Source organism: Demequina litorisediminis (assembly GCF_030161615.1).
Taxonomy (GTDB): Bacteria; Actinomycetota; Actinomycetes; order Actinomycetales; family Demequinaceae; genus Demequina; species Demequina litorisediminis.
In genome coordinates this window covers 1,584,568-1,608,644 of record NZ_BSUN01000001.1, presented here as the reverse complement: position 1 = coordinate 1,608,644, position 24,077 = coordinate 1,584,568, and the positions used below count along the sequence as shown (strand labels likewise).

Sequence of the window (24,077 nt, the reverse complement as noted above, 5' to 3'; positions counted from 1 at the left end):
CACCGTCCGACACGATGGCCCCATGACCTCGAACAGCACGGCCAACGCCGCAGACTTCCGCGCCCTTCACCACCAGACCCGACCGCTCGCGCTCCCCAATGCCTGGGACGTGGGCAGCGCCATCATTGCGGAGCACTGTGGCGCATCGGCCATCGCCACCACGAGTGCGGGCATCGCGTGGTCTCGCGGCCGCAGCGACGGAGAGGGCCTGGATCGCGACGGCCTCATCGACGCCATTCGCGCCATTGCGGCCGCGGTGTCCGTCCCGGTCACGGCGGACATTGAGGGTGGCCACGCGCGCGACGGCGCGGGCGTGTACGACACTGTTGCCGCGGTGATCGACGCGGGTGCCGTGGGCATCAACATCGAAGACGGCGACCGCGATCCCGTCGAGACGGCCGCGCGCATCGCCCAGGCACGCAAGGCTGCCGACGCTGCGGGCATCGGGCTCTTCGTGAATGCCCGCACGGACGTGTTCCTCCGCGGCCTCGTGCCTGAGGATGGGTTGCTCGCCGAGACCGTGGCACGCGCCGAGCGCTACGCCGATGCCGGGGCGGATGGGGTCTTTGTGCCCGGCCTCGCGGACATGGGCCTCATCACCGAGCCGGCGCCGGCGGTGCCGCTACCGCTGAACATCATGGTCGCCGACGGCTCGCCCACCATCGCTGAGCCTTGGCGCCGCGGGGGTCGCGCGCGTCAGCCTGGGCTCCTCGGTGGCTCAGGCCGCGTACGAGGTTGCCCGTCGGGCCGCCACCGAGCCTGGTCGAGCAGGGCACCTACGCCTCAGTCAGGGACCGCGCCGACTACACCTGGCTGAACGACCTCATGAGCGCCGCTCGGTAGATCGCCGTCGCCCGGCGACCGTCCCCCGCATCGGACCTCCTCCCCCACATCTCGACTGGTTGATTTTGGTCAGATAAGGCCCGTTCGTTGACCAAAATCAACCAGTGGGAGGTGGGACTGGGGCGTGGGACTGGGCCTTGGGTGGGGGCCGTCAGCAGACGCAGGCGATGGCCCCGCCGGCCGATGCGAGCGGTGCGGTCAGCGGGTCCGGCGCCCTGGTCGCGTCGACCGTTACCTCGCGACCGTCGACGTCGACGGTGAGGGCGGCGACCGGGAGGCCCTCGCGCGCCCAGTACTCGAAGCCGCCGATCATCTCCTTCACCTCATAGCCCAGGCTCGGAGACGATCAGGCCCGCTCGGGTGGCGCCGTTGCAGCCCGGACCCCAGCAGTAGACGACAAACCGTGTGCCCGCGGGGTACTCGGGGATGCGCGCTGGCATGTCTGGCTTGGGAATGTGTACCGCGCCTCGGGCGTGGCCCTGGCGCCAGGCACGCTCGTCGCGCGTATCGATCAGGACGAAGTCCGCGCCACCGTCGGCGAGCGCAGCCGCCACATCGGACGGATCCGTCTCGAACGCGAGCTGGCGCGGAAGTGCGCGGCGGCAGCGGCAATATCGGGCGCATCGGTCATGGCGCCAACCTAGCCCCGCCGCACGGTGCCTGTCAGCGAGAAACCGGCTCCGGCATCGGCCCTGCCACGCGGACGACTCCCCAAGCACCGACGACTCCCAAGGTACGGAGGGATGCATGGGGCCGATGTGACGGCAGCCGGGCCGTAGTCCGCCTCACGTGTCACTCCAGTCACATCGCACCTTGGGAGTCGATGTGCAGAAGTTGAGCAGAGTTCGCTCAACTTTTGTCGTTTCAAACGACATCGCCGAGACAGCGCGCATACTTGAGCGTAGGCGGCTCAACTTCATCGGAGCCGGCGACAACTCAGGCCAGGGCCCCGGTCCCGGCCGCATCTCAAGGAGGACATCTCATGGCACGAGCAGTCGGAATCGACCTCGGTACCACCAACTCGGTGGTGACCGTCCTGGAGGGCGGCGAGCCCACCGTCATCGCGAACGCCGAGGGCGCCCGCACCACCCCGTCGGTGGTCGCGTTCTCCAAGACCGGCGAGGTGCTGGTCGGCGAGATCGCCAAGCGTCAGGCCGTCACCAACGTGGACCGCACCATCACCTCGGTGAAGCGCCACATGGGCACGGACTGGACCACCGAGATTGACGACAAGAAGTACACGGCGCAGGAGATCTCCGCCCGCGTGCTCGGCAAGGCTCAAGCGCGACGCCGAGGAGTACCTGGGCGAGAAGGTCACCGAGGCCGTCATCACGGTCCCCGCGTACTTCAACGACGCCGAGCGTCAGGCCACCAAGGACGCCGGTGAGATCGCTGGCCTCAAGGTGCAGCGCATCGTCAACGAGCCCACCGCCGCGGCCCTCGCCTACGGCCTCGACAAGGGCAAGGAAGACGAGCCTCATCCTGGTGTTCGACCTGGGTGGCGGCACGTTCGACGTCTCGCTCCTCGAGGTCGGCAAGGACGAGGACGACTTCTCCACCATCCAGGTGCGCGCCACCGCCGGTGACAACCGCCTGGGCGGCGACGACTGGGACCAGCGCATCGTCGACCACCTCATCAAGGAGGTCAAGAACACGGAGGGCGTGGACCTGTCCAAGGACAAGGCCGCCGTCCAGCGTCTGCGTGAGGCTTCCGAGCAGGCCAAGAAGGAACTCTCGAGCGCGACCAGCACCAACATCTCGCTCCAGTACCTGTCGATCGGCGAGAACGGCCCCGTCCACCTGGACACCCGCCTCACGCGCGCCCAGTTCCAGCAGGCGACGTCGGACCTCATCGAGCGCACCAAGGCGCCGTTCCACCAGGTCATCAAGGACGCCGGCATCCAGCCTGTCCGAGATCGACCACGTGGTCCTCGTCGGCGGTTCGACCCGCATGCCCGCGGTGACGGACGTCGTCAAGGAGCCTCACCGGCGGCCGCGAGCCCAACAAGGGTGTGAACCCGGATGAGGTCGTCGCCGTGGGCGCCGCCCTCCAGGCCGGCGTCATCTCCGGTGAGCGCAAGGACGTGCTGCTCATCGACGTCACCCCGCTGAGCCTCGGCATCGAGACCAAGGGCGGCGTCATGACCACCCTGATCGAGCGCAACACCGCGATCCCGACCAAGTCCTCGGAGGTCTTCTCGACCGCCGACGACAACCAGCCCTCCGTGCTGGTGCAGGTCTACCAGGGTGAGCGCCAGTTCGCCCGCGACAACAAGCCTGCTTGGCACCTTCGAGCCTGGGCGGCATCGCGCCCGCCCCGCGCGGCGTGCCGCAGATCGAGGTCACGTTCGACATCGACGCCAACGGCATCGTCCACGTGAACGCCAAGGACCGCGGCACCGGCAAGGAGCAGTCCATCACCGTGACCGGCGGCTCGGCACTGTCCAAGGAGGACATCGAGCGCATGGTCAAGGACGCCGAGGAGCACGAGGCCGAGGACAAGAAGCGTCGCGACGACCAGGACACCCGCAACAACGCGGAGACCTTCGCCTACTCGACCGAGAAGATCCTCTCGGAGAACGAGGACAAGGTTCCCGCCGAGGTGGCCGACGACGTGAAGGCCGCGATCGCGGACGTCAAGACCGCGCTCGAGGGCGAGGACGTCGACGACATCAAGGCCAAGCACGACGTGCTGGTCGAGAAGGCGCAGAAGATCGGCGAGGCCGTCTACGCGGCCCAGCAGGCCGATGCCGCCGCTGGCGACGCCCCTGCCGAGGACACCGCATCGTCTGACGACGACGTGGTGGACGCCGAGATCGTCGACGACGAGAACGACAAGAAGTAGCGCACCCGCGGGCGGGCGACCGGCATCAATGCCGGTCGCCCGCCTCGGCCGCTCACGGAAGGCGTGACATGACTGACACCACCCCTACCCCCGAGCCCGACGACCGCGACCCGCTCGCCGAGGCCGAGTCGATCATCAACGACGAGGCGGCGCGCGCGCAGGCCGAGGCGGGCGACACCGAGGGCGACGCGCTCGACTCGGATCTCTCGGCTGCCGAGGCGAAGGCCGCAGAGCACTTCGCCGACCTGCAGCGTCTCCAGGCGGAGTTCGTGAACTACCGCAAGCGCGTGGAGCGCGACCGTGAGGCCGCCGCAGGCGCCACCACCGCCAAGGTCGTCGAGCAGGCTCATCCCTGTGCTCGACGACATCGCCGCGGCACGCGAGCACGGCGAACTCGATGGCGGCCCGTTCGCCTCCATCGCCACCAAGCCTGGAGGACACGCTCGGCCGTCTCGGCTGGTCGTCCTACGGCGCCGTGGGCGACGAGTTCGATCCGCAGATCCATGAGGCCCTCACCTCGCAGGCCTCGACCGAGGTCACCGTTCCCACGGTTCGCCTGGTCGCCCAGCCGGGCCACCGCGTCGGAGATCGCGTGGTACGTCCCGCCCGCGTGATCGTCGCGCAGCCCGAGTAACCCACCGCCGTCACCCAGAAAGGAGACGCCCATGTCTAGCCAGGATTGGTTCACGAAGGACTTCTACGCGACGCTGGGCGTCTCCAAGGACGCCTCGCAGGAGGACGTCAAGAAGGCGTACCGTCGCCTCGCCCGCGACCTCCACCCCGACCGCAACCCCGGTGACGCGAGTTCCGAGCAACGGTTCAAGGACGTGGGCGAGGCCTACGGCGTGCTGTCCGACAAGGAGCAGCGCCAGCAGTACGACGCGATTCGGGCGATGGGCGGAGGCGGCCCGCGCTTTCAGGCGGGCTCCGGTGGCACCGGCAACGGCGGCTTCGAAGACGTCTTCTCGTCGATGTTCGGCGGCGGCGGTCGCGGCGGCGGCGGCCAGCAGCAGTACCGCGCGCAGGGCTTCGAGGACGTGCTGTCCAACATGTTCGGCGGCGGCCAGCGTGGCCCCCAGAAGGGGTCCGATGTGGCGGCGGCCACCGAGGTGTCGTTCCGTCAGGCCGCGGTGGGCGAGACGGTCACGCTGCGCACCTCGACCGGCACGGTCAAGACACGACTGCCCGTGGGCGTCACCGACGGTCAGAAGATCCGCATCGCGGGCAAGGGCAGGCCGGGCACCCACGGCGGCCCGCCCGGCGACCTCATCCTCACCGTGCGGGTGAGCAAGCACCCGGTGTTCACCGTCGACGGCAAGAACCTCCGCATGTCCCTCCCCGTCGCCTTTGACGAGGCCGCGCTTGGCGCCACCGTCGAGGTCCCCACGCTCGAGGGCGACCGCGTGAAGGTCAAGGTGCCCTCGGGCACCAGGCTCGGCACCACGCTGCGCGTCAAGGGCAGGGGTCTCACCACCAAGCAGGGCACCGGCGATCTCCTGGTCACGGTGCAGATTGCGGTGCCGAACAAGGCGAGCCGTCAGGCCAAGGAGGCCCTCCAGGCCTACGCCCTTGCCGACGCGAAGCACGACCCGCGCGAGCACCTCTACGAGGACGCCGCCAAGTAGTGACACGCTGACCGCAACGCGCGTCACGCCCCAGGGAAGGAGAAGACATGGAACGCCCCGATGTGGATGAACCCGTCTTCCTCATCTCTGCCGCAGCGGAACTGGCGGGCATGCATGCCCAGACGCTGCGCCAGTACGACCGCCTTGGCCTGGTGGTGCCACGCCGCCGTCCCGGCGGCGGCCGCCGCTATTCGCTTCGCGACGTCGCCACCCTGCGCGAGATTCAGCGCATGAGCCAGGACGAGGGCATCAACCTCGCGGGCATCAAGCGCATCCTCACCCTGCAGCATCAGGTCGACCGCCTCGAGGCGGAGGTCGAGAAGTTGCGCCCGCGGGCCGATGTGGGCTCGCGCATCTTCACCACCGGCCCCACGGGACGCGTGGTCATCGTCGAGCGCGGACGCCGCGCGGACCGCGACGAGGGCCGCTCGCTCGTGGTGTGGCGCGGCTACGACGCCTAAGCCGGCGCATCGGCCTCACGAAAAGAGACGCACCCGGCCCAGACAGAGCGATGGCCCGGTACCGCCCTCGGCTCGGTACCGGGCCACTGCCCCCAACTCGCCTAGCGCTGAAGGGAATCCACCAACTGGCTGGCGTACGCGTGGGTCTCCGGCAGCGGCTCGACCCAGAGGCGGGCGGGCTGACGGGTGAGGTTTCCTACCTGGGCCGATGCCGACCGTAGGACGATGTGGTCGCGCAGCATGGCGAGCGACTCGCCCAGCGACTCGTCGCGGACAATGAGCACGCCGTAGAGGCCGTCGCCCAGGCGGGCGATGGGGTGCCCGTCGCCGTAGGCGGTGCGCAGTGCCTCGCCGATGGTCGCGTTGCGCGCCATCCGCTGCCACGGGTCCGCGCTGTCGACGGAGACGTCGACCATCACGAGCGCATGCGTGGCAGGGACCCGCTCGCCGCGACGTTGTGCGGTGCCGTACACCTCCGCCAGGCGCTGCTTGAGATAGTCGACCGTTCCCAGGCCCGATTCGGCGTCGACGACGGGAGGCTGAGCGGCGACCACGGTCGCGCCCTCGGTCCATCCTTCGCACAGTGCGCGGACGGAACGGATCGGCGCCGACGCGAAGCCTGCCGCCTTGAACAACACCGCCATATCGTCGATCGCCTCGGTGATACCGACGCCGGCCGACGAGCGAGCCTGGCCCAGCCGGTAGGCGGCGGGGGCGGTGTCGAGACGGGCTTCGAGTGCCTCGGCGAGGGCCTCGGCGGCGGGCGTGTACCAGTCCCCCGGGCGGCGCCACACGCTCTGCACGCTCGTGGAGTGCCACGAGCGCAGCAGGGCCGCGGTGGGTGCCCTGTGGGTTCCGATGTCCGTCATACCCCATGAGAGGGATGGCCTCCGGACCTATGACGCGAGTTTTCGAGGAAGTTTTTTGCACGCGCTTCGGGCAGAATGTGACGAATCCGTCACCTTGAGTCTTGATTTTGACCAGTGGTCAACGACACGATAGGTGGCGATTGTCACCATGGGTGGGGAGACCTGAGGGAACATGAGCGCCGAGGCGATCGCGCTGTGGACGGAGACGTCCAGCGATCCTGAGGCTCATCGCCGGCGTTCGCGCTGGGGATGCGGCGGCCTTTGGGGTGCTCTACGAGCGCCACCATGACGCGGCGCGCAGGGTCGCGGCGCAGTACACCAACTCCCCTTCTGACGTGGATGACGTGGTCTCCGAGGCCTTCTCCCGCGTGCTGCGCGCGTTGCAGCGCGGCGACGGCCCTGACCTGGCCTTTCGCGCATATCTCTTCACGATTGTGCGCCGCACGGGCATGGACCTCATCGAGAAGGGCAAGCGCACGCGCCCCCGCGATGACATGGGCCACTACGAGGCGGCGCTTGGCTATGAGGCCGCCTCGGACGAGCCCGCTCTCGCCGGGTTCGAGCAGTCCATGGTGGCCGATGCCTACCGTTCCCTCCCCGAGCGTTGGCAGGCGGTGCTCTGGTACACCGAGGTCGAGAAGAAGAGCCCCAAGGAGATTGCTCCGCTCCTGGGCCTCAGCGCGAACGGCGTGGCGGCCTTGGCCTACAGGGCCCGCGAGGCCCTGCGCCAGGCGTACCTCCAGCAGCACCTCAGCACCTCGGTAGAGGTCAGTTGCCTCGAGGCCAACACCCAACTCGGTGCGTATGTGCGTGGCGGCCTGTCCAAGCGCGAGCACGGGCGCATCGACGGCCATGTACGCGAGTGCCAGCGCTGTAGCGCCCTCGTGGCGGAACTTGAGGACGTCAACCGGGGCCTGCGTGCGGTGGTGGCGCCGCTGTTCATGGGCATTCTTGGGGTGGGCGCTCTCGAGGGCGGCCTTCCGATTGGCGGCTACTACGGCCCCGGTGGCGCCGGTGCGACCTCGGCCGGCGGTAGCGCCGCGGGCGGCGCTGCCGGCGCCGGTGGCGGAGCGGCCGGCGGTGCGGCGAGCTCGGGCTTCCTCGGCGGCCTTGGCACTCTCGGTGTGGTGGGTGCCCTGACGAAGGTGGCGCTTCCCGCCGCGGCAGCCGTAGGCGCCCTCGCGCTGGCGATCAATGGCGCCGGCTTCCTGGGGGCGCTGCTGCCCGGTGGCGACGATGATGCCTCGCATGGCGGCACGGACCGCTCGGCCGGGGTGACCCCTGGAGACGAGTCTGGTGCCGTCGGTTCCGGCGTGGAGCCTTCGGCCGCGCCGGACGATGCCGCCGATGACTCTGCCCCGTCGTTGAGTGGCGCTGCGGACGATGCCACGGCTGGGGCGTTCGGCGGGAGCGTGCCGTTCGGCTCACCCGGGTCCGTCAATGTTCCGCCGCGTGCACAGGTCAATGACGGCGAAGGCTCCGGTTCGACCGACGATGGCGGCTCCACGGACGACGGTGGCTCCACGGACGACGGTGGCTCCACTGACGGTGGTGGTTCGACGGACGATGGTGGCTCGACCGACGACGGTGGCTCGACCGATGGCGGCTCCACGGACGGTGGTGGTTCGACGGACGATGGTGGTTCGACCGACGACGGTGGCTCGACCGACGATGGCGGCTCCACGGACGATGGTGGCTCGACGGACGACGGTGGCTCGACCGACGGTGGCTCCACGGACGACGGTGGCTCCACTGACGGTGGTGGCTCCACGGACGACGGTGGCTCGACCGACGATGGCGGTTCGACCGGCGGCACTCGCACGTCGCATTGTCCATCGCGAGGTCGCCGCTCAACTACCTCACCGTGGCGCGCACCAACCCCACTGTCGCGATGGACATCCTCAACGCGGGCGATGCGGATGCCGAGGACGTCACCGCGACGATCGCCCTTCCCGAGGGCCTCGCGTTTACCTCAGCGGGCTCCGCAGCGCGCTTCGCCTCACCAGCCGCGGACGCCCTCGCGATTCGCCTAGCACCGAGCAGCGCGGAACCCTTCGCGCTCGATGGCTGGCTCTGCGCTCTGTCCACCGATGCACGGGTCTTGACCTGCGACACCGCCAGCGTGGGCGCCGGAGCCGGTGCCGGGCTGGACCTCGACGTGACAGTGACGTCAGGGACGCTCAACGACGGCGCCACCACCACGTTCACCGTCGACGCAGGCGACCAGCACGTGACCTACAGCGTGGCGACCGGCCTCGCGGCGGAGACCACGGACGACGTGGAGTATGGCTATTCGGGCTATGGAAAGGCTCGCCGCAGCGCAGTTCGGCGCGCCGCTCATGAGTTGCGACACGCGAAGCAGCGGCTGCACTGAGGCGCGCCAATCAGGATTCACCACCGGCACGGGCCAGTTCGATTCCAACAACAATGACTACTCGATGGTCCCGCTCAACGAAGCCGGTGGCACCTCGATTTCCGGTTCGACCACCGTGAGCCTCCCCGAGGGCGTGGTGGTCAAGAGCGCCACTCTTGAGTGGTCAGCGAATCGGGGCCTGCTCGACAAGTGGACCGCCGACCGCGATGGTGCGACACTCGGCACGCCGGACGGTGACGACATCACCGTCGAGGCGGACTCCGTTGATTCGGTCACCGACGGAGTGTGGACCTATTACCTTGCGCGCGCCGACGTCACGCACGTCGTAGCAGCCGCCGGTGCAGGACAGTATTCCCTCGCGGACATCGCCTACGCCGACCCGCTGTTGGGCTGGGGACGCAACCTCTACGCAGGGTTCACCTTGACCATCGTCTACGAGAACCCGTCTCTCTCCGGCGAGTCAATGGTCACGCTCCTCGAAGGCCCGCACTGGGTGTCCTCCGACGCACCGGTGACTCGTCAGGTGGCGCTCCCGGAGCAATCCGACGTCGTTCTGAGTGGACCGCATTCGAGACCGACAGGAGTCTCGCTGGCGACCGCATCAGTTTCGATGGAGACGCCTTTACGCCCAAGCGGCAGTCCGGACAAGGTGCGTCAGAGAATGCGGGCGACTCACACGCGTTCGGTTCGGCATATGCCAACACTTTCGGGACCGATGCGAAGCCGTTCGAGACCAAACCATCGCGACCAGTGGAATTCACCAGTTGAAGGTCACCTCAGCGGGCGACGACTTCCTCATCGGTACCATCGCCGTCACTATTACGCGGTAGGCTCGAGCGCTCACCGCTCGGGCGTGGCGCTCCAGTCCATGTCGAGGCGACGCGCGGTCGCGTGCGCGAGGTCCTCGCCCGCCACACGCGCCACCACATGCAGCGCCATGTGGATCCCTGAGGTGAGGCCACCGCTGGTGACCACCGACCCGGTGTCCACCCAGCGCACGCCTGCCACCGCATCGGCCACCCGCTCGCGGGCGAGGTCCGCCACGTCCTCCCAATGCGTCGTGGCGGGTAGGCCGTCGAGCACGCCCGCCCTCGCCAACAGGAACGAGCCGGTGCAGACCGCCGTCGTGACGCCCGCTCCCTCGACGAGCGCCTCCACCGCAGACGCAAGGCCGGTGTCGGCAGTCGCGGCAGCCTACGTCGACCGTGCCCGGCACCACCACCACATCAAACGGGCCCGCATCCTCGGGGGACACAAGCGAGGTGAGCGTCATGCCGCCGAATGCCACCACGTCGGCCCCGCCGGGGCTCACCATCGTGACGTCGAAGCCCGGCGCCTCGCCGGCACGCCGCTGGAGGCGTGCGGCCGTCAGGAAGACCTCGTAGGGTCCGCCGGCGTCGATGAGGTCGAAGCCGTCGTAGACCAGGATGCCGATGCTCGTCATGCCGCCCACCCTAGGGGCAGGCGGCAGCGAATTACTTGACGACCTCGGTCGACGCGCGGGGGAACACGATCAGCCAGAAGGCCGCCTGCGCGAGGAGCATCGCACCCACGGCCACGACCGCCATCGACGTCACCGAGATGCCGCCCAAGCCGATCAACGGCGTGGCCAAACCGGCGACGCCCATGTTGAGGGCACCGATGAGCGACGCGGCAGTGCCCGCCTCCTCGGGGTGACCGGCGAGAGCCGTCACCTGCACCGTCGGCATGATGAGGCCGAGCGGTGCCACCACGAAGAACAGGGATACGAGGACCCAGCCGATGCCGGCATCGGCCATTCCGGAGGCGAGCAGTGCGAACGCGCCAAGCGTCTGCACCGCCAGTCCAGCGGTAGTGACCGTGCGGGGAGGCAGCACCCGCATGAGGCGTGCCGAGGTCTGGTTGCACAGCACGAGGCCGATGGAGTTCATGGCGAACACGAGTCCGTACTGCTGCGCGCTCAGGCCGAAGATGTCCTGGAGGACGAACGACGACGCGGAGAGGTAGGAGAACAGCGCGGTGAAGGACATCGCACCGACGAGCGCGATGCCCACGAAGGCGCGGTCGCGGAACAGGTGACCGTAGCGGCGCGCCACAGTGGCGGCCTCGAACTTTCCGCGCTTCTGCGCGGGCATCGTCTCCACCATCAGGAACGCGGCGACGATGATCATCGCGAGTCCGTAGGCGGCGAGCACGTAGAAGATGCCTCGCCACGGCATGATGGCAAGGAGCCGCGAGCCGATCACGGGAGCGACAACGGGCGCGAGTCCGCTCACCAGCGCCATATGCGCGAGCATGCGGATGAGACGCTGGCCGGCGAACAGGTCACGCACCATGGCCATGGCCACCACTCCGGCACCCGCGGCGCCGATGCCCTGCAGCACGCGACCGGCCATCACGAGTTCGACCGTGGGGGCGAACGCGACGGCGATGGACGCGCCGATGTGGATCGCCGTGGCGATCAGCAGAGGCTTGCGACGGCCGAGTGCGTCGGACAGGGGGCCCACCACGAGCCTGACCGAGCGCGAATCCCACCATCGTCGCCGTCAGGGTCAACTGGATCGCCGAGTCGTTCGCCTGGAGCTCGGCCGCGACCTCAGGGAAGGCGGGCAGGTACAGGTCCACCGTGAACGGGCCGAGCGCCACCAGGGCACCGAGGATGAGGATGTACTTCAGGCTTCTCGCGGCGCGTGAGCGTCTGGCCGAGGCTCTGCGCGACGGTGGCGTCGACGGGAATCGTGGGAGGGACAGCGTTGCTGGCGTGGATGTCGGAAGACACAGCGGGAGGTACTTTCCAGGCTAGGAGGGTTTCTGCGGTGGCGGCGTCGGGGCAGTCTGCGAAGGCAGGCTCCGGATTGGGCGCCACTCGTATGCAACTCCGACACCAGCAGTCTATTCCCTACCAGCCGGTAAAAAACACCCTGGGCTGGGCTTTGCCTCCCGTTGGGACGGGAGCCGCACCATGGGCGGGACCCGCGCCATGGGACGGCAGCCTCGTCACCCCTTGACGGCACCTCCCAGGCCCGCCGAGCGCAGGAACACCCGCTGGAACGCCAGGAACATGACCACGGGGATGATGGTCGCGATCGCGAGCGCCGCCAAGAACACATCGAGCCTCCGTCTGGGACTGCACGGCCGGCAGGCGGACAGACAACGGCTGGACCGCCGGATCGGGCAGGACCAGGAGCGGCCAGAGGAAGTCCCTCCACGCCGCGATGACCGCGAAGACGGACACCACGCCGAGGATCGGCTTCGACATCGGCAACACGATCGACCAGAACAAGCGGAAGGGGCCCGCGCCATCGGTCTGCGCGGCCTCGATCACCTCGCGCGGCAGATTGTCGAAGAATCGCTTGACCAACAGGATGTTGAAGGCGTTCGCCGCCATCGGCAGCCACACCGCAAGATAGTTGTTCAAGAGCGAGTAGTCGCGCCCCAGGAACGGTGGGCTCACCACGGTGAGGTAGAGCGGCACCAGCAGCACGACCGACGGGATGAACAGGGTCGCGAGCACCAGCGAACCCAGCACGCGGTGGTAGCGAGGCTTGAGGATGGACAGCGTGTAGGCACCGGTGGTGGCCACCAGCATCTGGAACACCCACGCGCCCAACGCGATGACGACCGTGTTGAAGAAGTACTGGTCGATGTGGATGTCATTCCACGCGGTCGAGAGGTTCGCCCAGTCGATGCCGTTCGGCCACAGCGCGAACGGCTCCCGCAGCGTGTCCTGGGTGGGGGTCACGGCCGCCTTGGCGAGCCAGAGCAGGGGTCCGAGCCCCGCGAGCACCAGCGTCACGGACAGGAACACGTGCACCACTCGCATCCCGCGACGCACGCGCGGCTGGCGGAGGTCCGCATCGGACACGATGCCGCGCGAGTCCTCGATCATCGGGCCGCGACGCTTGCGCCACCGCAGTGGCCGCGAGCGCCGCGTGTCGACGCCTCCTGCGAGTGCCGCCGTGGCGGCGCGCTGCGCCGCAGGGGTAGTCGTTTCGGTGGTCATGAGGTGCTCCAACGGGCGGTGAGGCGGAAGTAGATCCAGGACAGCAGCGCAAGGAAGATGGCGAGCATCACGGACAGCGCCGTGGCCATGCCGTAGTTGCCGCCGAGCGAGTTCTGGAAGGCATAGCGGTAGATGAGCAGCAGCACCGTGGTGGTGGAGTTGACGGGTCCACCGCCGGTGAAGAGGAAGGGCTCAAGGAAGATCTGCGCGGTGGCGAGAATCTGCAGGATCAGCATCACGAAGATCACTCCGCGCCTGCGGCAGCGTCACGTGCCAGGCCTTGCGCCAGATGCTGGCGCCGTCGACCTCCGCCGCGTCGTAGAGCTCCGGGGGACGGCGAGGAGCGCCGCGAGATAGATGATGATCGAGCCGCCCGCGGCGGCCCAGGTGGCCTCGATGACGAGTGACGGCATGGCCTGGGCCTGGCTCTGGAGCCACGGCTGAGGGCCGATGCCCACCCACCCCAGCACGGTGTTGAACACACCGTTGGGCGAGGCGTCGTAGAACACCTTCCACAGCAGCACCGCGACGACGGGCGGCACCACCACGGGCAGGTAGGCGAGGGCGGAGTAGATCCCCTTGCCGCGCCGCACCTCGCTCATGAGGACGGCCATGAGGATCGGGATCGGGAAGCCCATGACGAGCGCGAGCACCGCGAAGTAGATCGTGTTGAGTACCGCGGTGCCGAGCAGGGGGTCGTTCAGGACGGCGATGAAGTTGTCGAAGCCCACGAACTCCGCGGGCTGGAGAAGGTTGGTCTTCTGGAAGGCTCATGACGACGGACCGCACGATGGGCCCCCAGGCTGAACACGGTGAAGATGAGGATCATCGGCAGCGCGAAGGCGAGGGCCGTCAGCCCTCCGCCCTTGACCCAGGTGCGCGGGGTGCGGCGCCGTCGCGCCGTCGCGGCGGGTGCCTGCGTGGTGGTCATGCCACTCCTTGAGGTGAGGCTCGGACGGCCGGGGCGAGGGTGCGCCCCGGCCGTCCGTGCGGCGTTACTGGTCGAGCAGTGCCTGGGCGTCCTGGTCGGCCTGGGTCAGGAGGGCGTCGATGTCCGCCGACTCGTCGGTCAGGACCGCCTGCACCACGGGGTCGAGCAGCGCGTAGATCTCCTGGGTCTTGCCCTTGGGCTCACCCGCGGGGGTCTGGTCCCAGATGTTCTCGGTGAACGGGGTCATCTGGTCCTGGGGCACGTTGACGAACTCGGCGATCCACTGCTGCGACTCGTCGTAGAGATCGCGGGACAGGACCGGAAGGACGGGGGTGCCCACGGCCTGCCCGGAGTCCGCGAGCGCCTGCGCATCGGCCTTGGCGGCGTCCTCGTTCATGAGCCTTCTGCATGTAGTACCAGTCGATCCACTTCACGGCGGCAGCCTTGGTGGTCTCGTCGACGGTGGGGCTGACCACGGCGATGTCGCCGCCGCCGAGCGTGCCGGGGTCCTCGCCCTCCAGGGGCATGACGGTCAGTCCGTACTGGTCGGGGTCCATGCCGAAGTCACGCACCAGAGCGGTGTAGACGTCGGAGCCGGACGTGAACATGCCGAGGTTGCCCGCGGCGAACTCCTGGTTGATGGTGCCCCAGTCGAGGTCCACCTTGGCGCCGAACGCGTTGTCCTCCCACTTGACGTCGTGGAGGAACTCAAGGGTGGCCTTGGTGCCGGCGTTGCTGATGCTCGACGTGTAGGTGCCGTCGCCGTTGTCGACCTGGGTGCGGCCGCCACGCGACACGGTCTGTGCGGTGAGCCTGCCAGCCACCCGTGTTGTTGATCGCCATCTGGGAGTAGCCGGCCTTGCCGGTCTTATCCGAGATGGCCTTGGCGGCCTCGCGGACCTCATCCCAGGTGGCGGGCGGGTTGTCGGGGTCCAATCCGGCCTCTTCGAACAGGTCCCGGTTGTAGTGAAGGCCCATGGCGTAGGCCTGGCGCGGGAAGCCGAAGATGTTGCCTTCGGCGTCGGTGACGCCGTCGAGGATGATCGGGTTGAACTTGTCGGAGTAGCCCAGCGCGTCCACCTCTGCGGTCACGTCCATGAGCCTGGCCGTTCTCCAGCAGCGTCTTAGAGTCGGTGAAGGGGACGGTGAAGACGTCGGGGAGGCTTCCTCCCGCGAGCCTGCACGGCGAAGGTGGGGCCAGTCCATTCGTATTCGACGCCAATGACGTCGATGTCCGGGTTCGCCTCCTCGAATTGCGCCTCCTGCGTGGCGAAGGCCTCGTAGGCCGCCTCGTCCGCGCCGGGTGGGAAGGTCGCCACGCGCAGTTCGATGGTGCCCGAGGCGGCTTCAGCGGAGCCTCCCGAGGTGGGCGTGGCGTCTGGGTCGCCGTCCGAAGAGCAGGCGGTGACGAGCATGGCGCTCGCGGCGAGTGTGGCACCCACCGCGGCGGTCCTGCGGCCGATCGACATCATTGTCATTCTCCTTGGGGTTGGTGTGCGCCCTCAGGCGCTGTGGGCGCCGGGCTCAACGTCGAGCCAGACGGTGCAATCGGATGGCAACGCCCCGTGCACCAGCGGGGTGCTGGAGAGGACGATGCCGTGGTGGTCGGGCAGCGCCATGGGCTCGCTGCCGAGGTTGGTCAGGGACAAGAGCCGGTCGCCTCGCCTGAAGGCGATGACGTGCTCGCCCGCCTCGACCCACTGCAGGCGGCCGATGCGCAGGTCGGGGTCGGTGCGGCGCCGCGCCAGGGCGGCGCGGTACAGCGTGAGCATGGAGTCCGGCCGGTCGGCCTGCTCGCTCACCGCGAGGTCGCCCCACCCATGGGGTTGGGGCAGCCATGGCAGCGCGTCCCCGTCGCCGAAGCCGTGGGACGCGCCGTCCTTAGTCCACGGCAGCGGCACGCGACAGCCATCACGCCCGGGGTCAACTCCACCCGAACGGAAGTGCATCGGGTCCTCGATCGCGTCGAGGGAAGCTCGACCTCCGGCAGCCCGAGCTCATCTCCCTGGTAGACGTAGAGCGAGCCGGGCAGCGCCGCGGTGAGCAGCGCGGCTGCGCGGGCACGGCGCGTGCCGAGGTCGAGGTCGGTGGGGGTGCCGAAGCGCTTGCGCTCAAAGGCGAAGCCGGTGTCCTCGCGGCCGTACCTGGTCACCGGGCGCGTGATGTCGTGGTTGGACAGCACCCAGGTGGCGGGTGCTCCGACCGGCGCGTGTTCGGCGAGCGTGCGGGTGATGGAGGCCTTCATGGCCGCGGCGTTCCATGGCTGGGTCATGAGCGCGAAGTTGAAGGCGGTGTGCATCTCATCGGGCCGGAGGTAGCGCGCGAAGCGCGCGGAGTCCTCGAGCCAGACCTCACCCACCAGGACGCGCGGCTCCTCGTACGAGTCCGCGACGGCCCGCCACGAGCGGTAGATGTCGTGGATCTCGTCGCGGTCCACGTGCGGGTGTTCGCCCGGGCCTGGATCGAGCGGGAGCCTGCGGGAGGGTGGGGTCCTTGATGGGGAGCGCGGCCGAGTCGATGCGGACGCCCGCGACGCCGCGGTCGAACCAGAAACGCAAGACGTCCTCGTGCTCGGAGCGCACGTCGGGGTGGTTCCAGTTGAGGTCGGGCTGTTCGGGGGTGAACAGGTGGAGGTACCACTGGCCGGGGGTGCCGTCGGGTTCGGTGACCCGGGTCCAGGTGGGGCCTTGGAAGCTCGAGACCCAGTCGGTGGGCATCGTCTCGCCGTGGGCGCCCCTGCCGTCGTGGAACCAGAAGCGCTCACGCTCGGGGCTGCCGGGGCCGGCGGCCAACGCCTCCTGGAACCAGGGGTGCTGGTGGCTGATGTGGTTGGGAACCACGTCGATGATGGTCCTGATCCCGAGGGCGCGGGCCTCACCGATGAGCGCCTCCGCCTCGGCAAGCGAGCCGAACATGGGGTGGATGGCGCGGTAGTCCTCCACGTCGTAGCCGCCGTCGGCGAGCGGGCTGGGGTACCACGGGTTGAACCAGAGCGCATCGACCCCCGCCTGCGCGAGGTACGGCAGCCGGGATCGCACTCCGGCCAGGTCGCCGGTGCCGTCGCCGGAGCCGTCCGCGAACGACCGCACGTACACCTGGTAGATGACGGCGGTACGCCACCAGTCACCGTCGAGCACGGGGTCGATCGCCACGACCGTCGGGGTACTCCCCTGCGTCGTTGAGATCAGGACGTCGCTGTCCACGTCGCTCCTTCGTTGTCACGATTGAATACGAGCGACAGTAACTTTCTTCATTGTCTTACGCAAGAATTTGACACTACATAGGAAGATCACGATTTCATCACGGACGTCGGCGGGCGCGACACAGCCCCGGGACTCCGCAAGGGAGTTCCAGGGCTAGCGGAAGGAGAGGGTCGCGCTCAGCGCGCGGCGACGGGGCCCGTGGAGGCCCTCAGCACCAGTTCGGGTTCGAACAGCAGCTCGTCACCCGCGCCCATGGTGCCCGCGATCTGGCCCAGCAGCATGTCGATCACCGCGCGCCCCATCGCATCGATGGGCTGACGCACGGTGGTGAGCGGGGGCTCCGTGAAGGCTCATGAGCGCGGAGTCGTCGAAGCCCACCACCGAGACGTCGGCGGGGACCACGAGGCCCGCTCGCTTGGCCGCACGAATGGCTCCCAGCGCCAGCGGGTCGGACGCGCACACGATGCCTGTGGCGCCCGCCTGCAGCAATCGCGTTGCCCCCGCCTGGCCCGACTCGATCGAGTACAGGCCGTTGACCACCAACGCGGGATCAAGGTCGAGGCCGAGCCGCGCGAAGACGCGCTGCGCCGAGGCCAGTTTGCGCACGGAGGGCTGGTGTCCAGCGGGCCCCAGGAGCAGGCCGATCTTACGGTGCCCCAACTGATGGAGGTGCTGAATGGCCTGTTCAGCGGCCGATCCGTCGTCGGTGGAGACGGTCGCGAAGCCCACGGAATCGACCGGCGCGCTCACCAGGACGGTGGGCAGGCTTCACCCGTCGCAGGCGCTCATAGTGGCCGTGAGGAGCATCGGCCTCCGTGTAGTGACCGCCGAGGAAGATGACGCCGCTGACCTGCTGAGCGAGCAGCAGGTCCACATAGTCGGACTCCGTGATACCGCCGGCGTTCTGGGTGCACAGCAGCGGCGTGTAGCCATTCTGCGCGAGCGTGCCCCCGATGATCTCGGCGAGCGCAGGGAAGATGGGGTTCTGCAGGCTCGGGCAGCACCAGGCCCACGAGCCGCGCGCGTTCGCCGCGCAGGCTGGTGGGGCGTTCGTAGCCAAGCACGTCGAGCGCGGTCAGCACCGCCTCACGGGTGGAGTCGGAGACACCCGGCTTTTCGTTGAGGACGCGCGACACGGTCGCCTCGGACACACCGACCTTGCGGGCCACCTCGGCCAGACGCTTCGACATGCGACAAGACTATGCAAGAACTTGCAGGATTCTGCAAGCCTTGCGACAGCCGACGAAAGTGCTAGTCGCCGATCACACCGTACAGACGGTCTCCGGCGTCGCCGAGGCCGGGAACGATGTAGCCCTGCTCGTTGAGGCTTCTCGTCGACCTGGGCTACGACCACCTTGACGTCGGCGCGCTCCCCCACCGCGTTCTGGACGTTCTCGATGCCTTCGGGCGCAGCCAGCAGGCACACACACGTGACGTCGGTGGCGCCGCGCTGGAGCACGTAGTCGATAGCCATGATGAGCGACCCGCCGGTGGCGAGCATCGGGTCGATGAGGAAGACCTGGCGGCCGGTGAGGTCCTCGGGAAGACGGTTCGCGTAGGTGACGGCCTCGAGCGTCTCCTCGTCGCGCTTGAGACCGAGGAAGCCGACCTCTGCGCTCGGAATGAGGCGCGTCATGCCATCGAGCATGCCGAGTCCGGCGCGCAGAATCGGGACGATGATCGGGGCCGGGTCGGCAATACGGGTGCCGGTGGCGGACGTCAGCGGCGTCTCGACCACGTGAGGCTCGACCCGCACCTCACGCGTCGCCTCGTAGGCGAGCAGGGTGACGAGCTCGTCGACGAGCCGACGGAACGTCGGCGACGGGGTCTCCTTGTTACGCAGGACGGTGACCTTGTGGCGGATGAGCGGGTGATCGGCGACGTGCAGGCTCCATGCCTCAACTCTACGGGCTTGCGCCCGTCCCGGGAGGGGACCTCCGGCCGCCGGTAGCCTTGTGGGGTGGGCATGTGGGACCAGGCGATGGATGACGCGCTCGCGCTCGCGCGCGAGGCGGCCGCACACCATGACGTCCCCGTGGGAGCCGTCGTGGTCGGTCCCGATGGCCGCATCGTCGGCTCGGGACGCAACCGCCGCGAGGCCGACGGCGACCCCACCGCCCACGCCGAGGTGCTCGCGCTGCGTGCCGCGGCATCGGCCCTGGGAAGGTGGCGGCTCGACGACTGCACGCTCGTGGTCACGCTGGAGCCGTGCGTCATGTGTGCCGGCGCGCTACTCGCGGCGCGCATCCCGCGCCTCGTGATCGGCGCCTGGGACGAGAAGGCGGGCGCGACCGGTTCGCAGTGGGACGTGGTGCGCGATGCCCGCATCGGCTCCAAGGTTGAGGTCATCGCCGGCGTGCGAGCGGACGCCTGCGCCGCCGTGCTGACGGAGTTCTTCGAGGCGAGGCGCTAGATGGCGGAGGAACTCCGCCGCCGCGACGCGTGGAATCGCGAAGCGTGGCTGGGCGGCGTGAAGCGTGCCGTGGTGAGCCTCGGCACGGTCGCTCCCAAGGGGCAGCCGCGCTGGCCCATCGCCCTGCAGGCCGCCATCGTGCTCACGGTGCCGGTGCTGGTCGGCATCGCTTTCGGCCGCATCGACCTTGGCCTCATCGCCGGAACCGGCGCGTTCACCGTGCCCTACTTCGCGGCCCTGCCACGCCTCGAGCGGCTGCGGCTGCGTCCCCTCGCGGGATTGGTCATGGTTGCCACGAGCATCGTGGGTGCCACCCTCGCCCCGTCTCCCGTGCTCACGGCCATCGGCCTCATGGTCGTCACCAGCGTGCTGGGCGTCGCGGTCCACGGCCTTCGGCTCGGCCCGCCAGGCCCGCTGTTTCCCATCCTCATCTACGGACTGTCCGGCCATGCAGTGAACGGCGGGATGAGCCCGGTCGCTGTCGTTGCGACCGTCGCAGCGGGGTGTACCTGGGCGGTGGTGGCCTCCATCGCGCCGCTCATCCGCCGCAAGCATTGGCAGATCACTCCGCGCCCCCTCAAGGTGCTGCTGGCGCGACCGGTATGGGATCACGGCGCCAAGGAGCCTCGTCGCGAGGACTGCGCTGGTTGCCATCCTTGCCACCACGGTGAGCCTGGTGTTCTTCGACGCGGACCGTGCGTACTGGGCGGTTGCCGCCGGCGTGGTGGTCATCGGCGTGGTGCCCGGTCGAGGTCCCGCGGTGACGCGCGGCCTTCACCGCGCCGTCGGCACCGTGGCGGGTGTGGGGATCTACCTGGCGATCGCGCACGCGGGCATGCCCGAGGTGGTGCTTGCCCTCACCCTCGGTGCACTGCAGTTCATCACCGAGTTCACCATTACGAGGCACTACGCGATCGCGGTGGCGGCGGTGACACCTATGGCGCTCGTCATCGTGACCGTCGCCTCGGGCACCTTCGGGCAGACGGCGATCACGGGTGAGCGGATCACCGACACGCTGGTGGGCGCGGGCATCGCGGTGGCCACCGCGCTCCTCCACCCGCCCGCGCCTGCGGACCCCTCGCACCGGCACGCTCCCCCGCACGAGGCCGATTAGGTTCTGCGGCCACCAACCTGTAATCTTTTCCGCGGTGACGTGTCCGAGCGGCCGAAGGTGCAGCACTCGAAATGCTGTGTACGGTAACCCCGTACCGTGGGTTCAAATCCCACCGTCACCGCCACTGAAGAGGGCCTGTTCCTCCTGGTAGATCCAGGGGAACGGGCCCTTTTTCCATTGTTGAGCGAAGGCCGCACAGCGCCTGACCAGCGGCAGAACTCGCCCACGGAGTGTGCCGCGTCATGAGCGTCACGGAGTGATGTATTGACGTTGTCATGACGGCGGACGTACGCTTGAACTCCGCCTCTTGGAGGAGACGATGGCCACCATTTCCCGAGACACCCAGATCCAGGTGCGCGTTTCCAGCGCCGACAAGGAGTTCATCCGTCGCGCCGCGGAAGCCTCTGGTCAGGACCTATCAACCTTCGTGCTCCAGCACGCCAAGGAGGCGGCCGAGGAGGTACTCGCCGAGCGCTGGACCTTCACGCTGTCGGACGAGGACTATGCCGAGTTCATGGCGAGCCTTGACGCACCCGCGCAGAAGATCCCCGGCCTCGACGCCCTGCTCGAGCGTCCGTCGCCGTTCTCAGACCGGTGACCCCCGCTCTTGAGCGACTACACCACCCCTGTCCACATCACCCCGAACCACGACGTCGAGAGTTTCCGTTGTTCCAGCGGCGAACTCACGACGTGGCTCAAGACGCACGCCCTTGGATCCCACAACGGGCGCCACACCCGCGTCGCCGTCACCACACCCATCAATAGCGACACCGTCGTCGCGTATTACGCCATCGCCGTCGGGAGCGTGCGAGCTTCGGACGCAGATGCTCGCCTCAAGCAAGGCGGTGGCTCACACCCTGTGCCAGTCGTCGTCCTGGCACGCCTCGCCGTCGATGAACGCCACAGCGGACGGGGCCTGGGCGGCGCACTGCTGCTCGACGCACTTCACAGGGCCCTCGCGGCCTCCGACCAAGTCGGCGCCCGAGCCGTCGTCGTCCACTGCAAAGACGCCGGCGCCAAGGCGTTTTACCGGAGCATGATCCCGGGGTTCCGCGAGATGCCCAGCGAACCCATGACCCTGACTCTCCTGATGAAGGACATCAAGAGGCATCTCACGGGCGCCTGACCGGACACCACGAAGCACGGCGCTCGTCGCTTCACCCAGCGCCGCTGACACTGACACATTCGTCGGTTGGCGGCGGCCCTACGCGCCTCTGCGCGCGCGACGACTCAAACTCGAACGCCTCGTGACGGCCAGGAACGCTACTCGGCCCCGGCTGCACCGGTCGCAGGCAACTCGCTACCCGATCTCACTACGGCCCAGAGGGTCCCGATCAGCGCGCCAACGACCCATCCCACCGCGAGTGCGAAGGCAAAGTCCTGGTGGTCGCCCCAGATAGCGGCGGCGAGCAAGGCGAGTGGCAGTGCACTCTGTGCCACACGCGCCGCCACCACAGGCGCGGCGCGCGAGCGCGATCCCCGCCTGTCGGTGCCCTCGACGAGCGAGAGCGCCAACCCCGCCAGGCCCAAGGCACAGGCCGCGAGAATAGTGGTGATCACGTTCAGTAGCCTCCTCTTGTCAGCGTCCCGACGCGCTGGTCCGTCCTGAGAAACGTCACGCTCCTGGCAGGCGGCCGCCAGATCTCGCCGCGCACGCACGGCGCGCGCAAGGTCTCCCCGCAAGCCGAGTTCCCCGAACAGCACATCGAACCTACATCCGTTCTCCGTCAGATGCGGGTTGAGGCCCAACGCCTCCAACAGGTCGCCGCGCTCCCACCGCCCCCGCGCGAACTCCTCCAGCGCGAACGAGTACATGCGTGGAGCGACCCGTCGCGACACGTGGAGAGCCTTGTACTTCATGAGGTCGATGCCCCTCAGGGCGCCGCGCGACAACGCGCCGTTCTCGCCGATGTCGACTCCCACGCACAGGCGGATCCCGGACCGGCCAAACCCGCGTGCGGCGAGGTCGAGTGCAGAGCCTTGGGAGAACAGACCGGTCGCGTGGCTCCTGCGCCCCTGAAGGGCAGCGCCGGCGTCCACGTGACCCCCGTCCATCCGGCCCGCCATGCTCGCGCCCCCTCGGGGCAGCACGCCACGGAGCACGTCCCGAGCACGAAATCCGTAGCGATCTCCCAGACCCAGGACCGTCAACACGCTCGCGCCGCGGGCGCCGTCCTCCAACGCACTCTGCGCTCCTCGCACCCGTAAAGGATCAAGACGTCGGGCGACGTGGGCCCGCTGATACTCGAGCGCCTCATCCTCGCTCGCCGAAAGAGCCCAGGCCCCCGATCCGGCGGTCCGCGCCGCAAGCGCGATCCCATGGAAGCCCCGAAGCACAAGATCCAGAGCGGAGCCGTCCTTGTACAGCCGCAATTCAACCCTCCCCTCGCGTCACGGGCCATGCCCCGACACGTCTCGCCCCGCATCACAATACGGACAGATCGCCACAAATGTACCCGCGGCTTCCGCTCGGCCCCCGCAATCCTCGCGGCGGCGTAGATTGGGAGAATTCACCCCATCCCCGGAGGCCCCGTGAGTGCTCGCCGTCAGCCCGTCGCAGGCTGGTCGGGAGGCGCACGCCGCGCCGTCGGTTCGCTCCGCACGGTCCAGCCGCCGCCGGGCAAGCGCTGGCCACTCGCGCTCCAGGCGGGCATCGCCATCTCAACCCCGGTGCTCGTGGGCGTCCTGACCGGTAACGAAAGCCTCGGCCTCCTCGCATCATCGGGCGCCTTCACGGTGCTCCACGTGGGAATGCTGCCGGTCGCAGAACGCGCCAAGGTGCTGCCGATGTTCGGGCTGGCACTGGTGCTTGCCGCGGCTCTCGGCTCCTCGCTGTCAAGGCTCGCCGGTGGCCACGGGCATCGGCCTCGCGGTCGTCAGCATCGTGACCGCCGCCGCCTACCTGGCCTTTCGTGTGGGCCCACCCGGATCACTCTTCGTCACCCTCGTCTACGGGCTCGCGGCGCACGTGACGGCACCGGTCGACGGCGTCGCGCACGTGAGCCCCGCGACCATGGTGGCGGCCATGGCGTGCGGGTGCACGTTTGCTTACCTGGTGGCCCTCACACCGCTGCTGAGGCGAGCGAACCGCGGCGGAGCCCGCCCGCTCGGCGAGATCCTCCCCGGCCCGAGCCTCGACCGCACCGCCCGCGAGATGCTGGCGCGCATCGCGATCGTGTCGCTTGCGGGCACCGCGGTCGCCATGCTCGCGGTCGACCCCACCCGTGCCTACTGGGTGGTGGGCGCGGGCATCGCGGTCATCGGCGCGCGGCCCGGCCGTGGCGTCGCCGCGTCGCGTAGCCTCCACCGCATCGTCGGCACCATCGCCGGTGCCTTCATCTACCTGGGCATCGCCTGGATTCCGCTTCCCGCCGCCGCCGTCGCACTGGTCCTCGGCGCACTCCAGTTCACGGTCGA

General features: G+C 68.8%; 22 protein-coding genes, 1 tRNA gene and 7 pseudogenes. 14 read left to right on the top strand and 16 right to left on the bottom strand.

Going from position 1 to position 24,077, the window contains the following annotated elements; genetic code table 11:
• Positions 1 to 22 precede the first annotated feature (22 nt).
• On the top strand, positions 23 to 817 hold the full coding sequence (locus QQK48_RS09965) for an isocitrate lyase/PEP mutase family protein (RefSeq protein ID WP_284328360.1): 795 nt from the start codon (positions 23 to 25) through the stop codon (positions 815 to 817).
• Between the two features lie 177 nt (positions 818 to 994).
• Here the strand turns inward: QQK48_RS09965 and QQK48_RS09960 are convergent, their stop codons facing one another.
• Together QQK48_RS09960 and QQK48_RS09955 are read right to left on the bottom strand one after the other, a co-directional pair.
• A complete protein-coding gene (locus QQK48_RS09960; RefSeq protein WP_284328359.1) occupies positions 995 to 1,165 on the bottom strand; it encodes a hypothetical protein in 171 nt (56 codons plus the stop codon).
• Position 1,166: 1 nt separating this feature from the next.
• A complete protein-coding gene (locus tag QQK48_RS09955; protein ID WP_284328358.1) occupies positions 1,167 to 1,397 on the bottom strand; it encodes a rhodanese-like domain-containing protein in 231 nt (76 codons plus the stop codon).
• 428 nt (positions 1,398 to 1,825) lie between these two features.
• Between QQK48_RS09955 and dnaK the strand changes: the two are divergent.
• The 4 genes and pseudogenes from dnaK to QQK48_RS09935 all read left to right on the top strand — a co-directional run bounded on the left by dnaK (position 1,826) and on the right by QQK48_RS09935 (position 5,774).
• Positions 1,826 to 3,688 (top strand): annotated as a pseudogene (gene dnaK / locus QQK48_RS09950) (molecular chaperone DnaK).
• 397 nt (positions 3,689 to 4,085) lie between these two features.
• Positions 4,086 to 4,322 carry a nucleotide exchange factor GrpE gene (locus QQK48_RS09945; RefSeq protein WP_284328357.1) on the top strand — a complete coding sequence of 79 codons (237 nt, stop codon included), beginning with the start codon at positions 4,086 to 4,088 and terminating at the stop codon, positions 4,320 to 4,322.
• Positions 4,323 to 4,353: 31 nt separating this feature from the next.
• Complete coding sequence (locus QQK48_RS09940) at positions 4,354 to 5,313, top strand: DnaJ C-terminal domain-containing protein (RefSeq protein WP_284328356.1); 960 nt, start codon at positions 4,354 to 4,356, stop codon at positions 5,311 to 5,313.
• A 47-nt stretch (positions 5,314 to 5,360) separates the two neighbouring features.
• Entirely contained in the window at positions 5,361 to 5,774 is a 414-nt protein-coding gene (locus QQK48_RS09935; protein ID WP_284328355.1) for a heat shock protein transcriptional repressor HspR, read from the top strand.
• A 101-nt stretch (positions 5,775 to 5,875) separates the two neighbouring features.
• Here the strand turns inward: QQK48_RS09935 and QQK48_RS09930 are convergent, their stop codons facing one another.
• On the bottom strand, positions 5,876 to 6,643 hold the full coding sequence (locus QQK48_RS09930) for a hypothetical protein (protein ID WP_284328354.1): 768 nt from the start codon (positions 6,641 to 6,643) through the stop codon (positions 5,876 to 5,878).
• Positions 6,644 to 6,909: 266 nt separating this feature from the next.
• Between QQK48_RS09930 and QQK48_RS09925 the strand changes: the two genes are divergently transcribed.
• Both QQK48_RS09925 and QQK48_RS09920 read left to right on the top strand, forming a co-directional pair.
• A complete protein-coding gene (locus QQK48_RS09925) occupies positions 6,910 to 8,676 on the top strand; it encodes a sigma-70 family RNA polymerase sigma factor (protein ID WP_284328353.1) in 1,767 nt (588 codons plus the stop codon).
• Positions 8,677 to 8,744: 68 nt separating this feature from the next.
• On the top strand, positions 8,745 to 9,017 hold the full coding sequence (locus QQK48_RS09920; RefSeq protein WP_284328351.1) for a hypothetical protein: 273 nt from the start codon (positions 8,745 to 8,747) through the stop codon (positions 9,015 to 9,017).
• Positions 9,018 to 9,774: 757 nt separating this feature from the next.
• Here QQK48_RS09920 and QQK48_RS09915 read toward each other — a convergent pair.
• The 12 genes and pseudogenes from QQK48_RS09915 to upp all read right to left on the bottom strand — a co-directional run bounded on the left by QQK48_RS09915 (position 9,775) and on the right by upp (position 19,021).
• The gene (locus QQK48_RS09915) at positions 9,775 to 10,461 is read right to left on the bottom strand and encodes a type 1 glutamine amidotransferase family protein (RefSeq protein ID WP_284328350.1); all 687 of its coding nucleotides are present in this window, start codon (positions 10,459 to 10,461) and stop codon (positions 9,775 to 9,777) included.
• 31 nt (positions 10,462 to 10,492) lie between these two features.
• The gene (locus QQK48_RS09910; RefSeq protein ID WP_348523577.1) at positions 10,493 to 11,506 is read right to left on the bottom strand and encodes a Bcr/CflA family efflux MFS transporter; all 1,014 of its coding nucleotides are present in this window, start codon (positions 11,504 to 11,506) and stop codon (positions 10,493 to 10,495) included.
• Positions 11,507 to 11,592: 86 nt separating this feature from the next.
• On the bottom strand, positions 11,593 to 11,775 hold the full coding sequence (locus QQK48_RS19845) for a hypothetical protein (RefSeq protein WP_348523576.1): 183 nt from the start codon (positions 11,773 to 11,775) through the stop codon (positions 11,593 to 11,595).
• Positions 11,776 to 11,993: 218 nt separating this feature from the next.
• Positions 11,994 to 12,999: pseudogene (locus QQK48_RS09905) on the bottom strand (carbohydrate ABC transporter permease).
• A pseudogene (locus tag QQK48_RS09900) lies at positions 12,996 to 13,930 on the bottom strand (carbohydrate ABC transporter permease). Before QQK48_RS09900 ends, QQK48_RS09905 begins: the two co-directional pseudogenes overlap by 4 nt.
• 64 nt (positions 13,931 to 13,994) lie before the next feature.
• Positions 13,995 to 14,177: a hypothetical protein gene (locus QQK48_RS09895; RefSeq protein ID WP_284328349.1), complete on the bottom strand. Its 183-nt coding sequence runs from the start codon at positions 14,175 to 14,177 to the stop codon at positions 13,995 to 13,997.
• Entirely contained in the window at positions 14,131 to 14,727 is a 597-nt protein-coding gene (locus QQK48_RS09890; protein WP_284328348.1) for a type 2 periplasmic-binding domain-containing protein, read from the bottom strand. Before QQK48_RS09890 ends, QQK48_RS09895 begins: the two co-directional genes overlap by 47 nt.
• A complete protein-coding gene (locus QQK48_RS09885) occupies positions 14,639 to 15,028 on the bottom strand; it encodes an extracellular solute-binding protein (protein ID WP_284328347.1) in 390 nt (129 codons plus the stop codon). Before QQK48_RS09885 ends, QQK48_RS09890 begins: the two co-directional genes overlap by 89 nt.
• Before the next feature lie 26 nt (positions 15,029 to 15,054).
• Positions 15,055 to 15,402, bottom strand: coding sequence for a hypothetical protein (locus QQK48_RS09880; protein ID WP_284328346.1), 348 nt, complete (start codon positions 15,400 to 15,402; stop codon positions 15,055 to 15,057).
• Positions 15,403 to 15,432: 30 nt separating this feature from the next.
• Positions 15,433 to 17,082 (bottom strand): annotated as a pseudogene (locus tag QQK48_RS09875) (glycoside hydrolase family 13 protein).
• A 227-nt stretch (positions 17,083 to 17,309) separates the two neighbouring features.
• Positions 17,310 to 18,323, bottom strand: a pseudogene (locus tag QQK48_RS09870) (LacI family DNA-binding transcriptional regulator).
• A 61-nt stretch (positions 18,324 to 18,384) separates the two neighbouring features.
• Positions 18,385 to 19,021: pseudogene (gene upp, locus QQK48_RS09865) on the bottom strand (uracil phosphoribosyltransferase).
• Positions 19,022 to 19,114: 93 nt separating this feature from the next.
• Here upp and tadA point away from each other — a divergent pair.
• The 5 genes from tadA (at position 19,115) to QQK48_RS09840 (ending at position 21,786) form a co-directional block, all read left to right on the top strand.
• Positions 19,115 to 19,546, top strand: a complete 432-nt coding sequence (gene tadA, locus QQK48_RS09860) for a tRNA adenosine(34) deaminase TadA (protein ID WP_348523575.1) — start codon at positions 19,115 to 19,117, stop codon at positions 19,544 to 19,546.
• Between the two features lie 667 nt (positions 19,547 to 20,213).
• Entirely contained in the window at positions 20,214 to 20,660 is a 447-nt protein-coding gene (locus QQK48_RS09855; RefSeq protein ID WP_284328344.1) for an FUSC family protein, read from the top strand.
• Between the two features lie 33 nt (positions 20,661 to 20,693).
• Positions 20,694 to 20,784: transfer RNA gene (locus tag QQK48_RS09850), tRNA-Ser, on the top strand.
• A 195-nt stretch (positions 20,785 to 20,979) separates the two neighbouring features.
• Positions 20,980 to 21,258 (top strand): type II toxin-antitoxin system TacA family antitoxin, encoded by a 279-nt coding sequence (locus QQK48_RS09845; RefSeq protein WP_284328343.1) that lies wholly within the window; start codon positions 20,980 to 20,982, stop codon positions 21,256 to 21,258.
• A 9-nt stretch (positions 21,259 to 21,267) separates the two neighbouring features.
• On the top strand, positions 21,268 to 21,786 hold the full coding sequence (locus QQK48_RS09840) for a GNAT family N-acetyltransferase (RefSeq protein WP_284328342.1): 519 nt from the start codon (positions 21,268 to 21,270) through the stop codon (positions 21,784 to 21,786).
• Between the two features lie 137 nt (positions 21,787 to 21,923).
• Here QQK48_RS09840 and QQK48_RS09835 read toward each other — a convergent pair whose 3' ends face one another.
• Entirely contained in the window at positions 21,924 to 23,033 is a 1,110-nt protein-coding gene (locus QQK48_RS09835) for a hypothetical protein (protein WP_284328341.1), read from the bottom strand.
• 159 nt (positions 23,034 to 23,192) lie between these two features.
• Here QQK48_RS09835 and QQK48_RS09830 point away from each other — a divergent pair, with 159 nt between their 5' ends.
• On the top strand, positions 23,193 to 23,960 hold the full coding sequence (locus QQK48_RS09830; protein ID WP_284328339.1) for a hypothetical protein: 768 nt from the start codon (positions 23,193 to 23,195) through the stop codon (positions 23,958 to 23,960).
• Positions 23,896 to 24,039, top strand: a pseudogene (locus QQK48_RS21710) (hypothetical protein); the annotation flags it as partial. The gene QQK48_RS09830 and the pseudogene QQK48_RS21710, both read left to right, overlap by 65 nt.
• Positions 24,040 to 24,077: the final 38 nt, after the last annotated feature.